This window comes from Pseudomonas sp. FSL W7-0098 (assembly GCF_005930585.1).
Lineage (GTDB): Bacteria > Pseudomonadota > Gammaproteobacteria > Pseudomonadales > Pseudomonadaceae > Aquipseudomonas > Aquipseudomonas bubulae.
The window spans coordinates 337,548-353,211 of sequence record NZ_RXHW01000003.1 but is presented as its reverse complement, the minus strand read 5'-3'; the positions used below and the strand labels follow the sequence as shown (position 1 = coordinate 353,211).

The following is a 15,664-nucleotide window of genomic DNA, read 5'->3' as shown; positions in this document are numbered from 1 at the left end:
CAGCGCTGATCATCACGTAAAGCGGGATCATGCGATCGACCCAAGCGGACGCTGAGCGCAGCATCACGCTTGTGCATCAATTGTCCAGTGAACTGGTATATCAGGCCCAAACCGGAAAACTGTCATTCACTCCCCAGCGAATGAGCATTGAGCATGCCATTTTGGATTTTGGATGCGTCCTGCAAGCTGCCCTACACATTCATTGGCAACCCAGTGTTTCCATCTACGACAAGCGCATGTAATAATCATTCCTATTTGCGAAACGATACCACATCCTCAGAGAAGTCTGACTCTGACCGTAGCGGAGTCGTCTCGCGGTCGCTCCCGCGGCCAAACTTATGGAATTCCTGGATGAGCGACGCCCAGCACACTGCATTGTTTACCGCCGTCTATGGTGAACATCACACGTGGCTGCAGCGTTGGCTGTATCGTCGCTTGGGCTGTCCCGAAGTGGCGGCGGATCTGGCACAGGACACCTTTGTACGGGTACTGCACAAGCGCGCGCTGTCTGAAGTAGAACAACCGCGCGCCTATCTCGCGACGATCGCCCACAGCCTGTTTGTAAACCTGCTACGTCGGCGCCAATTGGAGCAGAGCTATCTTGAAGCGCTGGCCCAGTTGCCTGAAGCGCTGATGCCTTCGCCAGAAGAACGTTTACAACTGCTGCAAACACTTGATGCGCTCGACATCATGCTCAACGGCCTGCCATACAAGGTGCGTAAGTCTTTTCTGCTTTGTCAGCTTGAGGGGCTTACCCATCGTCAAATCGCCGAGCAATTGGGCGTATCCCAAAGTTCGGTACGCCAATACATCGCTCGTGCATTATTACAGTGCATGACAGCTGTAGCTCAGGAAAGATTCTGATGTTTGATACAACTTGCCCACTAACCGCTCCCAGCCAACAGGAGGCTGCCGAGTGGTACGCCGTTTTATCGTCGGGTGAAGTCAGCGATAGTGAAAAAAGTGAGTGGCAAGCCTGGCTTGACGCTGCGCCAGAGCATGCAAAGGCATGGGCATTGGTAGAGGAAGTGGTTTCGCGTTTTCAAGGGCTGCCACCTGCCTTGGCGCAAACAGCATTGGACACGCCGGCACTGGATCGTCGTGCGGCGCTTAAATTACTGGGTGTTCTGTGTGTGAGCGGCGGTGCACTGGCTGCGGGAATGAACAGTTCAGCCTGGAACCGTGAATTCGCTGACCTCACCACTGGCACAGGCGAAGTACGCTCATGGAGCCTGGCTGATGGTACACGCCTGAGCCTCAATGCGCGTAGCGCTGTGGATGTACTGATTGAACCCCGGCAACGCTTGATCCGTCTCTATCAAGGGGAAATCCTGATCCAAACCGGCCATGATTTGCCCTTGGCACAGAGCCCGTTTCGGGTCGAAACCGGACACGGCCTGATCCGGGCGCTGGGTACTCGCTTTATGGTCAGCGTGCGCGATCATGATGTTGAGGTTTCATTGGATGAGGGCGCACTTGAAGTCCAGCCATTCGGGGCGGCGGTGCAACGTCTGCATGCGGGTGACGCCACGCGACTGGAACGCAATAAAACCTCGTTGATTCACCCTCGAAATCCCCATGCAGCAGCTTGGGAGCAAGGGCTGATCTTTGCAGACGGCATGCCTTTGAGCCTTTATCTCAAGCAGTTGGCACAGTATCGCCCTGGCATCCTCTCCTGTGACTCGACTGCCGCCACGCTACAAGTTTCCGGCGTGTTTAAACTGGCTGAGAGTAATCGCCTACTGGCCCGCCTGCCAGAAATCCTGCCCGTCAAGGTTCGCTACTTTTCCCGCTATTGGGTCCGTGTCGAGGCCCTTTCTGCGGATGTTTGAAAAAATAATCGGCGCCGGACTGACACTTTTGAATTTTCGCTTGGCTTCCATAGTGCCTATCACTTAATGGAGCGCTTCTGGTGGTCACCCCCCAAACATCACAACCCCCTTTTAAAATCTCCAGACTGACCCGCAGTACGCTGACCTGCCTGGTTTTAGGGCTTCCCCTCGACTCCTTCAGCGCGCAACAAAATACCTCAACCCAGCCCGAGCAACAGGTTGCAATCACGGCAGGCTCACTGAGCCAGGTGCTTGCAAACTTTGCAGCGGCAAATGGAGTGGCGCTCATCTACGACACCCGCTTGACCGAAGGCTTGTCGAGCCCCGGATTGCACGGGCAATACGGTCTGTATGAGGGCTTTTCGCATCTGCTCAGCGGTACTGGTCTGGAGCTGGTCGGCAGCGGCAACAATTTCCAACTTCATCGCCGCGCGGCACTGACCCTGGAGGACACCCAGGTTCAAGGGGCAAGCGCAAACCTGGGCGCTACCACCGAGCACAGCGGCTCCTACACCACTGGCAGCATGGGGGTGGCGACGCGCTTGCCCCTGTCGATACGCGAAACCCCGCAATCGGTCAGTGTGGTCACGCGCAAGCGCATGGACGATCAGGGCATGACGCGCCTCGAGGATGCACTGGCGCAGGTCACCGGGGTGAATGTGATGTACGAAACCGCCGACCAGGTGCGTTTTTACTCTCGCGGGTTTGCCATGGACAGTGTGCAGGAAAACGGTACCAGTTCTTCGTTTCAAGGCAGTGTGCCGGGCATGGGCTCGGCTGAAGCCTCCAGCGACTCGCCCGACATGGCGCTCTACGACCACGTTGAAGTACTGCGCGGTGCTTCGGGCCTGACCCAGGGCACCGGCGAACCCGGTGGCACCGTCAATCTGGTGCGCAAGTCGCCGACCCGTGACTTTCAGGCCACGGCCAGCCTGAGTGCCGGTTCATGGGACAAGTACCGCAACGAAATCGACGTATCGGGAGCGCTCAATGACGACGGCTCATTGCGCGGCCGAGTGGTCACGGTTTATCAAGACAACCAGTCATTCGTCGACTATGTGGCCTCAGACCGGCAGTTGTTCTTCGGTACCCTGGCCTATGACTTTTCACCTTACACAACCTTGACCACTGGCTACACCTGGCAGAAAACAAACACAGTGCCCAACCTGTATGGTGTTCCGATGTCGAAAGACCACGCCAGCCTGGGACTGTCGCGCTCGACCTTTCTGGGTGCCAGCTGGAACAACATGACCTATGAGAAAAACAACCTGTTCGCCGAACTTGAACACCACTTCGACGATGACTGGACCCTCAGCGGCTCTCTTAACTTCACTGGCACGCACGGCGACGGCCAGTTTATCGGCACGTTCGGCAACGGTGTTGCAGGCGTCGGCCCTGACGGGACTGCGCGGCTGAATAACTACATTCACCGGGACAACACAGGCGACCAATACGCCGCCAATCTCAACCTGACCGGCAAATTTTCCCTTCTGGAGCACATGCATGAAGTGGTACTAGGCGCCGATTACCAGAGGGAGAATTACCACAACCGGGTGGGCACTCTGTCCAATACGTCATTGGTCAATGTCTACACCTTTGATCCGGCCGCCATTGCTGAGGCGGAGGTGCCATACCGCAACCTTTATCGCTATGACAACTACCAGCGCGCTATTTACGCAGCTACCCGCTTCAACCTGAACGACGATCTGAAGTTGATTCTGGGCGGCCGTTACAGCAGTTTTTATTTCAATTCACGCTTCAAGAACCTCACGACAGGCAACGAAACACGCTCACCCTACAGCGAAAACGGCACCCTTACGCCTTACGGCGGGCTGGTGTGGGACTTCACAGAGCACCTGTCCTGGTACGCTAGCTACACCCGCATTTTCAAACCGCAAAACGTGGTAGACGAGACCCATTCACCGCTCAAGCCCATTGTTGGTGCCAACTATGAAACGGGTATCAAGGGCTCCTACCTCGGTGGCGAACTCAATGTTTCAGCGGCGGTGTTTCGCATCATTCAGGAAAACCGCGCAATCGATAACGGTAATCCAGGCTGTGTTGAAAACTGTTACGAAGCCACCGGCAAGGTTCGCAGCCAGGGGTGGGAGATGGAGGTCTCGGGGGCACTCAACGAGCGTTGGCAGATGTACTCCGGTTATACCTTTACCCGCAGCGAGTACCTGGACGATGTTTCCGACACGATCAAGGCGGGCGATCCCTACAGCCAATGGTTTCCCAAGCACCTGCTACGGATGTACACCGACTACCGCCTGGACACGCCTGGAGAGCGTTGGAGCATAGGCGCAGGCCTGACGACACAAAGCAGCACTGACACCACCCGCGACATCTATCAGGGCGGCTATACCCTGTTCAATGCCAATGTCGCCTATCGCCTGGACCGGCATACCACCCTGAGCCTGGTGGGCAACAACCTTGGCGACAAGACCTACTACCTACCTGTGTCCAACCGCCATCGTGGCGGCAACAACTTCTATGGCGCCCCACGCAACGCCACGCTGACAGTCAAGTGGGTTTATTGAATCCATCGACTTTTAGAGCCTGCCTCGCTGAGGTTGAACTGCATAAATACCGACCCCTTTCCGGGGCCATGATCGATGCTTGAGCTACGAGGCTTGAAGGTGCACGGGTAGTCCATGGCGGTCCACAATACCGCCCATGGGCTGCCCAACCTCGAACGCGACATTGGCGGTTGCATACTTGTTTCGTGGAGTCGGTAGATGGCCTTTGTCTATCCTACAAGCGCTATCCAGGTGGAGGCGCGTTTTGACTACTGGCAGGATATTGCCTGTTCTACGTTCGCACTCACTGCCAAAAGTAAGCTATCCGATGCTCCATTCGACGGGTCTTTAGACGTCACGATATACGGACTGCTCCGGTAGATCCAAGTCGCTACCAAGGAAGCCCGATTACGAGTACACGCAGGTGGGGCACTTATCGCAGTAACTGCTGCAAGATGATTTTCATCATCTCAATATTCAGCAAACAAACTCAGTACATGAGTATCAAGCAAACACTCCGCCTCCATATCAAACGGCAGTACCCATAACCTTAAGCCACCGCCAAAATCAAATGGGGCCAACGCCTGTTGGAAATCCGCGCGACGTGGATAGATCAAGACTAACTCGCCGCGTCCCTGCAGGTATTTCTGGCCATAGGCAAACAATTGATAGAAATCACTTTGGCTTAATCCGTATTTCTTGTCACGGTCGGTCGCACTCAGTCGTTTCCATTTGCTGTCTAGCACCCAACTTTGCCCACCCTTGCGCACCAGCAAGTCCGGTTCAAGGCGAAACATTCGCCCATCCTGATGCTCACATAAAAACTCACTGGCCGCTTGAGCCGTGAGCTTTGCGCCAGGGGGCAATGAACGCCGTAACCAGGCCTCAACATAGCGCTCGAATAGCTTCTCCATTGGGAATAACAAGCTAATCCCCTGCCACTCGCCCGCGACTGCAATCGGCATCTGCTGGTTAAGAATTAGCTCGCACCAGGGTTTAATGGGCTGGTAATGGGCCATCAACCGATCAGTACGCCAAGCCCGAAAATCATCACAGACTGATTGGCTAGCAGGTACCCCGTGTAAGACACCACGCAACTCATGGCTCAATCGCCAGTTGGCGGGATCCTGAGTCGTGTGGCAAACGCGTTCAAGGGCCAGCTTGAGCAACCGATTCTCCGCACGATCGGCAACAAAAATATCATGGCGCACTTGAAAAAAATGCTGGCGCGCCGGTGGCTGACGCATCTGCGCAACCACGTTAAGTTGCCCCCGAAGATAGCGCTGCTCTTCTTCGACACGCTGATAATCAAAACGCATGCCGCGTTTGATCAGATGATCTAGCGCGGCGAGAAACTGTCCCATCACCCATTCGGACAGGGGCGCGTCGTAAACCTCCAGCGCAGTAGGACTGACTTCGCGGGGTTTCAAGTTAAGTGATCGCTGGATCAACCGTCGCAGCAACGCTCGGCTTTGGACCTCACAGTCGCCACTGTCAAAGTGCTTGGGCAAAATTTCCAAACGCGTGCCGCAAGGCGTTTCCAGCACCCCGACATAGCTATCAAGTTTGAGCCAGCGACGCCCTTCCACTTGCACCAAGGCTGCGCCAGCTCGACTAAACGACGCACTTTGCTGACATAACCAATCAAACGCACTGGCAGACACTTGAGCCCTGTCGAGTGTTGGCTCCACAGCATCCACCGTTAGCCTCGCATATTCGCGCACCGTGATTAACGTGCTCACGCGTTACCGGCCTCGATGGCTTTCATCACCTTGCGTCCCAGCGTGCGGGTGTTGTGCTCAGAGCCCTCACTCGTGGTCAAGGGCACCCCTAACTGGCCCGCGACATCCCGCAGCGATGGCATTGCCACGGCTAAACATGCCCCCCCTTGCAATACCTCCATGGTGCCACTGCTCAATTGTCGAATCGTCAGCGCACCAAACTCCACCTGGCGCACAATATTCGGCTTGGCATCAGTAGCGTGATGATCAATAACGCCCAGATAGGCTTCGGAACGTTCGAACGCCTCGCTATTAATACTCCATGGCAGATTATGTGCTGTCAGATTGACCTCAGCACCGAATAAGGACTCAACAACTTGGTTCGCTTGGGTCAGAAAGCAATACTGCAGAGCTTTGCGGTGATCGTTCAAGACCCACTGAATGTGTAACCAGTCGTCAAAGAAGTATTCCTGCAACAGTGGCAGCACTTGTTGCCGAAAGATCGAAGCAAGCCGCTCAAGGCGCCGATCATCAATCAGCGGCATAAAATAGGCATGGCCTAAACAATGGTCGCGATCCAACAAAACCTCAATGCGTTGATTCATAACCCGCAGCAGTTGACCAACGTTGATCCCCTCCACGTTCACATGATCCAGTAACTCAGGCCTTGGAGGCATTTCCTGGAAGGTGAAACGCCGCCGCAGGGCGATATCCAAGCCTGCCAGCGAACGGTCCGTGGTGTTCATGGTGCCAATCAAATACACGTTGGAGGGCACGCTGAACGAGTGTTTCGAATAGGGCAGCACAACCGACAGCGCTTCGCCAGCACCGGCCCGCTTGGAGGGTTCAATCAATGTGATCAGTTCACCAAAAATTCTCGAAATATTCCCGCGGTTAATTTCATCGATGATCAGGACACGTGCATTGGAAGGCTCATGACCGGGGAGTGGTGCCTCTCCCGGTATCACACGATTCAACACATCCTCGACCAAAGCTGCCAAGAGGGTGTTATAGCCGTTAACCAAAAAAGGCTCTAGCTTAGTATCCGCGACCCGTTCAAATACGCGTTTTTCACGAATGTCGGTCAGCGTTATACGTTGCCCACGCACATAGTCGGCAAGCGTATTCACCACGCTCATGCCTATGGGCAAGACGTTATCATTGGGCTTTCGTAGTTCCACGACATCAGCCGACGCGCGGATCACTTCATAGCCTGAACCGAATCGGTCCCCTGGTTTAAACGGTGGCGCTTGAACGCTAAATCCTGCAACGGATGCATCAGCGCCCAATAAAACCTTCAGTTTTTCGGTGTCAATCGACCCCTCACGTAGCTGATAGATGGTCGCCTGGCTAAAGGTCTTGTTCATTAGCAACTCACACGGCAATGACGGTGAGTAAACCCTCAGCCAATTGACCTGGCGGCACTGTCCATAAGCCTCATCCGCATCGGCCCGCTTGATGGCTTGATAATCACTGGTGAACTCACCGATGGCGCGAAATTTGTGATTGCCATCGCTCACCACAACCAAATCGCCTGGTTTAACTTTCAGCAGAAACGTAGCGACCGCTGTGATGTTGTAGGCATCGGGGGCCAGCGTATAACCGTCCTCAACAAAGCGCTGATGGATGGCATGGCGGTTCTCACAACCGGTGAAATCCACCTGATCACCATACCCTAACAACGCATAGCCATTGCTGATGCACTCATCATAGATATAGGCATCATCGCCCAAGGTATTGCCTAAGGACATTTTCCAAATGCGCCGACCGCTGATCTCAATCGGTGCCTGCGCCTGCTGAGTCACCTTCACGGCGGCTACATCACAGAGGCTTTTAAACACACCATCGACTACTTCATAACGCAGTTGACCGTCCGCTCCGGTTTCCGCACGCAAACCTTCTACAAAGTCTTCGTAACTGAAACTCTGGTGAAACGTAACAAACCGGATCTGGCCATTCTGGACCAGCTCATCAAAACGCATTTTTAGCTCGACTCGATCATTAAAATGAGTCGATAGCCACTGAGGATCAAGAACCTTTAGCGCTGTTTCGATGGTTGCATAGGTTTTTCCGGTTCCAGGAGGGCCGAACAGGATCTGGTTGAGAGGCGGTGTTACAGCCGAGCTATCCATACCCCCCTCTCCCCCTTGAGCTAGAAAAGTTTGATATCTCAACCACTGTTTCAGACCGTTGTGTACATTGCTGCTATTAGTGTCGCCCATAGCAGCATGATTACCTTGCGGCCCATAATCCATACACAGTTGGTGTAACTCAGGAAGATCGGTGATCAGCAAAATATCCTTGCCACAGTGCCGGCTCACCAGGTTCACACCCGTCAAGTAATTATTGGCTGTGTTTACGGCTTTACCTGACATGATCATCCAATCCTTGAAGCTCTTAGCGTCTACTGCACTCACAGCCCGTACTCCAAAATAGATTTTTCGATCTTAGTCGATACCTTTCAAAACACTACTAAAGTAGCTGCCACTCACCGCCAGATCGACCCACGCAGCTGTTTTGATCTGCCTGGCATGCACGGAGCGGTACAGAATAGCAATTGACACAGGATCAGCCTCTCGATCAATGAGCCGCTTTTTGTTAAATCGTCTGGCCTCGCAATGTTCTCGAATAGTTTATGCATGAAGTACAACTGACCGTTAAGGAGTGTCATTCAAGGTTGCCGCACCGCTGCCACAGCACGTAGAGTCAGACATGAATCTCTCTGGCAGGCATATGGAGGGTATCTATAGCCTTGGCAACGGATGAGCAAAAATGACTGAATCCCCCTTTCTCAAATACAAAGACGTGCTCATCAATGATCACAGCGCCTCCGCCACATGCTTACGGTCGATCTTGCTGTCAATGCTCAACCCATGCCGCTACACGATAGGCGCGCATGATCTGGCGCAACTAAGCCCGGAGCATTTTGAAGCGGCTCAAGTCTTGCTGAACGTGTACAAGGACGGATTGGAGAATGATCCCGAAGCCAGGTATGCCCTCCAAGATGAAGCCAGGTATGCCCTCCAAGATATTGAACAGCGATGGCCTGATTTTTTGAGGGTGCCATACGGTTTGCACCCCTTCCCAGACCCTGATTCAGTTTTCGTGCCCGATCAAGCTGACCTCATCGAGCACTTGCAGCCGTTCTTTAGCATTGATCTCAACGTGGTTAACCCCGAGTGGTCTGGGTATTTGACCATGCTAGGGCCGTTGGAGCCGACAGAACATCAGTTAGTCGGCCAAGCGACCGAAGAGACCCCGTGGCATTCTCCTCTTTTGCACACAAACTGGATTGGCTTCAAGCTCGAGGAGGGACGATACCGCCTGATGGGCGATCCGCGCTTTTTTTTCCTACATGGGGATAACGAGCAATTGAGCGACCCTTATGAGGACGCGCGAAAGAACTTGATTATCCATTATGCGGATCAAAAACTGGCCTTTGATGCGGCTAAAAAAATGTATAACGACTCAGGTCGTTTATTCTCTCCATCAGCCTTGGCGCATAGAGTCCCCCTGTACGACGTTGAGCGGATGACCTTCGTTAACCAGATTGGCGGAGTAGCCGACGACTCAAAGCTCACAACTTCCTGCCTGACGCTTGGCTACGAAGTAAACGATAAAAGCGGTATCACCGCAGGATATCCATTCAGCCACGCTGGCCACCCATTTCACCACGTGGCCAGCGTACCGGCACACCATTACCAGAGCTGGGGGGCGGATCTGATAATGATGTTCTATGAGCCAGTGGAGCAGTTAGTGCTGTTCACATTTTATTGGGACAACAGCCAAGACAAAGGGCCTGGCGAATAGTCGCATTGTAAAGGCACATAAACCCATCTGTGGCTGTTTAAGGTCGCACACACCGGTGGACCTTGAACAAACCGAGGAATAAGGCGCGAACATTTGGCCGAGGCTGCGCCATATCGGCCGACGGTGCTCTAGCCGGTGCTATCACTTGGTCAGATCAACCAATGGCGTTTGCCGTACCTCAGTTTCCCGCCCACCCTGAATGTCGCTCACTCGCTTCAAAGCCTTATCAACAGCCACCTTATCCGCCAATAAGCTATAGCTAATGTGGAACTGCTTGTGTTCCTTCGGCCCAATTGTTGGTACCAAATTCAGTGGCCGCTGATAACGGCGGTTGTAGGAAAAACTTGTCCCCGGTTCCAAGCCGGTAACATAGCCCTGGCCTTGGGTATCGGTGTTTTTCCACAGGGAAAACACCGGCAGTGTCTGAGTATTGAAGCCGACTGAAACGCCCAGGCTGCCGGCCTTGTTATGCAACACGGTCAACGTATCGCCCATGGCATCGCCATACGGCACCACGTTGTAAACCGTTTCGTCGTAGTCCTTGGTCGGTGCACGGTAGGTTTGCCAGTCGGGCAGATCGTTCTTGGCCTTGTCGTTGAACGGCGACACCTGTTTCACCGGTGCGGCGAAACGAGCGCCCTGCTCCAGGAACGGGGTGCTGAAGTTACTGTGATAGAGCGCCTGGTATTCCTTTGGATAGTCGCCGTTGTTGGTTAGGGTGTCGTTGAGGGAGAACACTACGCTGCCGGGCTCGGTGACCAATTCGGTAGCGACGGAAAAGTCGACTTTTTTGAACGCCTGCTCTTTCAGTTCGCCGCGCAGGGTGATGGCATACGGCGGTTTTTCATCGATATGCAGGGTGACTTTACTTGCAGGAATGTTAGCGGCCCGACCATGCAGGGTCAGCAGTTCGCCGTTGTCGACTCCTGGGTGGCCGACCCATTCGTATCCACAGCGGGTGACCAGCTCATTGAAACCTTCCAGCCAGCCCAGACCACCACGACCATTAAGCTCGATAAAGGACGGGTTGACCACTTCCTTGACCGGCGAATCCCAGCCCATGCGCACATTACCTACCGAGGCCTGCAAGACGTTCATTCCGCGAGTAGGCACTACCGAGAGTTTCATCGTACCGTTATCGATGTCCACAATGCTGACGCCCTCCTGCCGGCCACCGTGCAAGGTGCGCAAGGTGATGCTGAAGGGTTTATCGGTTTTTACGCCGAGTTGCTGGCTGGTGATCTGCCAGTTCTGGGCGCCATGGTCGGTGTCGAGCAGAACGTAATCCCAGGCCATGGCGTGAGAGGCTGCGGTCAGTGTAGTGAGGGCAACAAAGAGTTTGAGCGGGGTCATGGCAGCAGCCTTTCTTGGAATTGTGCCTTTTTATAGACTTGATGAAACGTTTCATCAAGCTTTAAAACCGACATAAAGCCGCAAAATACCCAGAAAAATCGGGGGAACATCGAAAATTTTTTCGATGTCATCACGAGCAGACTTGCTCCCAAATCAGATCGAGTATGAGCGCCCGCAGGTGAGGCACTTATCGCAGTAACTCCTGCAAGATGAACTTCACCCACTGCGGATCGGAAGCGCCAATGATGCGCAGCCTGGCTTTTCCTGGCTCAATACCGATCTCGGAAACCGATTCTATTGACGGAACATGGTTGGCGATAAAACAGCATAAACAATCACACACACTATTCCACCCAGCCAAGCTAAAGAACAGTACTCCCCTCCCCACCTGAAGTGCTACTGTCTTTATAAGTCGAGCACGGCGCACGACTTGTAAATCGAACTTCTCACAAGGACAAGCAAAGTGACAAAATATTACTTCCTATTCACTTATTCAATTTCTCCGACAGGAGATACTGACACTGCAGCCAAAGCAGCTGACAAAGTCAGAAAAGGGATTGCCAATATAGAAAATTCTGACTGGAACAAACTCTCCACTGTTGAAACCACGTTCTCCGGCCGGCTGACACTGACAGCTGAAACGGTCTGTGAAAAAAGAGAGGAAGCAAGAGGCCTTGTCTGTCGTGAAGTGAAAGCCGTAGTCGACGCTCATAAAGCGTGCTGCGAGATACGTGCCGACATCTCTTTACTCGTCGACGGCCTCGGCCCGCGCATGGATATCGTCATTTAATTGCACGCCAGTACTCAACCGGGTGCAATTGAAAAGTAACTTGCAGCACTTCCCCTGCCCCTTCCCACCCAAGTCGGGCGAATTCAATATATATTGCCAGCACTTACCGGGACATACGTTTTTCGAAGGAAGAAAACACTGTAACTCAAACATGACAACCTGAACACCACCTGACAGTTACACCTAAATATTCAAACTATAATTAATAAACATCGCTCCAATTTTCTTCACTCAAGATCGAGCCAGTAGTTTTGCATCTGAATACGATCTTCGGAGACGTAGTTACTTGTGTAAGTGATTTAAAAAACGGGTTTTGTCTGCAAGACTGAAGTAGCACGCAGCGGCTTGCTTACTCCTGATGCAGGCCCAACCCGTTTCAATCAGCGAACCAGGCCTGCGACGAAATCAAGAAGCGCGCGAGTCTTTGCGGGAACATGATGTCGCGACGGGTAGTATGCATAGAGTGGAAAACGCTGCTCCGACCAATCGGGAAACAGCTGAACAAGTTGCCTTGAAGAGGTATATTCTTCAATTCCCAACTCGAACAACTGCGCAATACCGAGCCCGGCCAAGCATGTGCTATAGACCGTACCCGGGTCGTTGACGGTCAACATGCCCTTCGGCTTGACTGTGACCTTCTTGCGGCGCTGATGAAACTCCCAGGCAAACGGGCGGCCGGTGACTGGCTCCCTGAACAGGATGCAGCGATGGTCCGAAGTCTCGAGCTCCATAGGGTCCTTGGGATGGCCGAAACGCTCAAGATAAGCTGGCGATGCCATGGCCAAAACTCGCGTATCGAGGAGTTTTCTCGCCACTAACGACGACGGCTGAGGATGGCCGAAGCGGATCGCAATGTCGAAACCATCCGCGATCAAATCACCCAGGTCTTCCTTGCTGCGCAGCTCCATTTCGAGCTCAGGGTGGCTATCCATGAACGCGCCCAATCGGGGACCGAGGATCAGTCTCGCAAATAGCGGGTCCACGTTGACGCGCAGCCGGCCACGAACCTTTTGCGCATCACTGGCGGCGCTGCCTGTCGCCTCGGCAAGCGCATCGATCAGAGGCATCACCTCTTCGTAGAAACTGCGCCCTTCGTCGGTCAGCCTCACTGATCGCGTCGTGCGCTCGAACACTCTGATGCCCAATCTTGTCTCCAGGCGGGCTATTGCCCTGCTCACGCCAGATTGAGACATATCCAGTACCTCAGCAGCCCCGCCAAAGCTGCGCGCATCAACGACAGCCGCCATAACGTCGACGCCTTCCAGCAACCGGGAACTTAATGCCCTCATTGATGACTCCCGCGCATGAATATTATGCGTTCCATGCTATCGCATTATAAGGCCCGAAATCCCAACATTGCTCCAACGCTGAGCCGGCTACCCCATGCCGACCCTACACCCCATTGAGGCCACCCCCGACGTGGCATTCACCGGAGCAATGACAATGACGCGCATCCTCGTTACCGGATCCTCCGACGGCCTGGGCCAAATGGCGGCACGCCTGCTCGTGGCCAACGGTCATCAGGTCGTGTTGCATGCCCGAAACCACGCCCGGGCGGCCCATGCCATCGCTCAAGTTCCCGGCGCGCAGACGGCACTCGTCGGGGACCTTTCCAGCATCGCAGAAACCAAGGCGCTTGCTGCCAGCATCAATGAACTGGGCCCCTTCGATGCCATCATTCACAATGCCGCTGTCGGCTTCCAGGAGCGCGAGCGCATCGCCACAGTGGATGGCCTGCCCCATGTCTTTGCCGTGAACTCTCTGGCGCCCTACATTCTGACCGCCATGGTCAAGCGACCCAAGCGCCTGGTTTACATGAGCTCCAGGCTTCACTTGAAGGGTAATCCCTCTCTCAGCGACCTGACCTGGGAATCGCGACGCTGGTCCGGGATGCAGGCCTACTCGGACTCCAAGCTTCACGCGGTCCTGCTTGCTTTTGCCGCCGCGCGTCACTGGCCAGATGTGCTGTCCAACTGCGTCGAACCAGGTTGGGTTGCCACGAAGATGGGCGGCCCTGAGGCTACGGATGACCTTGACCTCGCGCCCCGCACCCAGGCGTGGCTCGCTGCAGGCACTGCAGCGCTCGTAACCGGCGACTACTTCTATCACCAGCGGTCGGCACAGGTTCACAGCGCTGCGTTTGACCCCGCGCTTCAAGAGCGATACCTGGCCGCTTGTGCGCAACTCTCAGGCATTGAGTTTCCCCCACGATAAGTTCGCATGGCCCATCAGTCGGCATGCCGGTCACCACAGTACACCGGGTGCACGCACGGCTTGGCCTTGAAAAACCTTACCTTTGCGACCTTTATTTTGAATTTCACAGAGATACGCCCATGCAATCGAAAGTCATAAGGCATCAGGCCGATACTACGTCGGCAAGTGCCCACGCGCCCGTAACGCCACACCCTCATGGGGTAACTGTATCCAGGGCACAGGCGGTAGCGGCTGTTCTTGCCCTGAGCCTCGGTTGCTTCTCCTTTGTCAGCACCGAGCTCATGCCCGTAGGGGTGCTGCCAGCGATGGCCGCTGGCCTGAATGTCTCGCTCGGCGCCGCAGGTTATCTGGTTACAATTTTTGCATTTATGGTCCCTCTGACCGCAGCGCCGCTGACTGGCCTGCTTGGATCGCTCAACCGCAAGACACTGATGGCCGGTCTGCTGGCGGTCTGCTGTATCGGCAATCTGATCACCTTCCTGGCGCCAAACTACTTCGTCGTTTTCCTTGGACGCATTCTGGTCGCAGGTGCAATCGGCGTGTTCTGGTCGACAGCGGTGGTCACCGCAGTGCACATGGTCTCTGCACGAAACGCAGTACGAGCTACATCGATTGTCTTTGGCGGTGTCTCGCTGGCGACGGTGCTGGGGATTCCGGCTGGCACAATGCTCGGTGAAATGTATGGATGGCGCTCCGTGTTTGCTGCGCTCTCGATACTCAGTCTGGTCGTCTTCACGCTGATCGCATGGTCAGTTCCGGCGGTACGCATCTCGAAGGCTGCCAAGCGAGGGGCGATGTCAGCCGTGCTCAAAAGTGGCCCCTTGCTTGTGGTTTTCGGGATCACCGCCCTTGTCGTCACCGGCAACTTTCTGGCTTACACCTACGTGTCTCCGTACCTTGAGCAGATTGCCGGCCAGAGCCCTGCACAGGTCAGCATGCTTCTGTTGGTCTATGGCGCGGCAGGTGTAATTACCAACTTCGCCGTGGGCCCGTTCGCGTCCAGGGCACCAAGAACCAGCCTGGGTCTGGTAACAGCACTCCTTGCCGCAAGCTTGTCATGCATGAACGCGGCAGCGGTCAGTCATGCCGCCATTTTCGCTGTGCTTGCTGCGTGGGGCGCTGCATATGGCGCACTTCCGGTGCTGCTGCAGACCCTGGTGTTCAAGGAGGCCTCCAGGATTCCAGGCGGAGCCGACGCAGCCACGTCCATCAATGTATCTGTATTCAATGCAGCCATCGGCCTGGGCTCGCTGCTGGGCGGACTGCTGATCAATCTTGCCGGACCGCAACCCATTGCGTACCTGTCCGCCTGCTTCGCCATTGCAGGCTTGGCGGTGATCCTGGTGAGTCGCCAATCTTCATAGTCGCGCAACCTCTGACAACCACCGAGTTCTGTCAGCCCCTCCCCCCTTACACGTTGAA

Annotated in this window: 11 protein-coding genes; 7 read left to right on the top strand and 4 right to left on the bottom strand. The window is 54.6% G+C overall.

The window, feature by feature from the left end; translation table 11 throughout:
* Positions 1–351 precede the first annotated feature (351 nt).
* From FHL07_RS07355 to FHL07_RS07345, 3 genes are all read left to right on the top strand, one after another.
* Positions 352–864: a sigma-70 family RNA polymerase sigma factor gene (locus tag FHL07_RS07355; protein ID WP_138738290.1), complete on the top strand. Its 513-nt coding sequence runs from the start codon at positions 352–354 to the stop codon at positions 862–864.
* On the top strand, positions 864–1,832 hold the full coding sequence (locus FHL07_RS07350; protein ID WP_138738289.1) for a FecR domain-containing protein: 969 nt from the start codon (positions 864–866) through the stop codon (positions 1,830–1,832). Before FHL07_RS07355 ends, FHL07_RS07350 begins: the two co-directional genes overlap by 1 nt.
* 278 nt (positions 1,833–2,110) lie before the next feature.
* Entirely contained in the window at positions 2,111–4,375 is a 2,265-nt protein-coding gene (locus tag FHL07_RS07345; RefSeq protein WP_138738288.1) for a TonB-dependent siderophore receptor, read from the top strand.
* A gap of 449 nt (positions 4,376–4,824) precedes the next feature.
* Here the strand turns inward: FHL07_RS07345 and FHL07_RS07340 are convergent, their stop codons facing one another.
* Positions 4,825–6,096, bottom strand: coding sequence for an McrC family protein (locus tag FHL07_RS07340; protein ID WP_138738287.1), 1,272 nt, complete (start codon positions 6,094–6,096; stop codon positions 4,825–4,827).
* Positions 6,093–8,207, bottom strand: coding sequence for an AAA family ATPase (locus FHL07_RS07335; protein WP_446730757.1), 2,115 nt, complete (start codon positions 8,205–8,207; stop codon positions 6,093–6,095). The genes FHL07_RS07340 and FHL07_RS07335 overlap by 4 nt, the downstream gene beginning before the upstream one ends.
* 640 nt (positions 8,208–8,847) lie before the next feature.
* Between FHL07_RS07335 and FHL07_RS07330 the strand changes: the two genes are divergently transcribed.
* Entirely contained in the window at positions 8,848–9,885 is a 1,038-nt protein-coding gene (locus FHL07_RS07330; RefSeq protein ID WP_238705512.1) for a hypothetical protein, read from the top strand.
* Positions 9,886–10,026: 141 nt separating this feature from the next.
* Here the strand turns inward: FHL07_RS07330 and FHL07_RS07325 are convergent, their stop codons facing one another.
* Positions 10,027–11,238: an aldose 1-epimerase family protein gene (locus tag FHL07_RS07325; RefSeq protein WP_138738285.1), complete on the bottom strand. Its 1,212-nt coding sequence runs from the start codon at positions 11,236–11,238 to the stop codon at positions 10,027–10,029.
* Positions 11,239–11,701: 463 nt separating this feature from the next.
* On the opposite strand from FHL07_RS07325, the gene FHL07_RS07320 reads away from it, so the two are divergent.
* Positions 11,702–12,028, top strand: coding sequence for a hypothetical protein (locus FHL07_RS07320; protein ID WP_133145014.1), 327 nt, complete (start codon positions 11,702–11,704; stop codon positions 12,026–12,028).
* Positions 12,029–12,408: 380 nt separating this feature from the next.
* Here the strand turns inward: FHL07_RS07320 and FHL07_RS07315 are convergent, their stop codons facing one another.
* On the bottom strand, positions 12,409–13,317 hold the full coding sequence (locus tag FHL07_RS07315; protein ID WP_138738284.1) for a LysR family transcriptional regulator: 909 nt from the start codon (positions 13,315–13,317) through the stop codon (positions 12,409–12,411).
* Between the two features lie 154 nt (positions 13,318–13,471).
* Between FHL07_RS07315 and FHL07_RS07310 the strand changes: the two genes are divergently transcribed.
* Positions 13,472–14,242, top strand: a complete 771-nt coding sequence (locus FHL07_RS07310) for an SDR family NAD(P)-dependent oxidoreductase (RefSeq protein ID WP_138738283.1) — start codon at positions 13,472–13,474, stop codon at positions 14,240–14,242.
* A gap of 119 nt (positions 14,243–14,361) precedes the next feature.
* The gene (locus FHL07_RS07305) at positions 14,362–15,606 is read left to right on the top strand and encodes an MFS transporter (protein ID WP_138738282.1); all 1,245 of its coding nucleotides are present in this window, start codon (positions 14,362–14,364) and stop codon (positions 15,604–15,606) included.
* Positions 15,607–15,664: the final 58 nt, after the last annotated feature.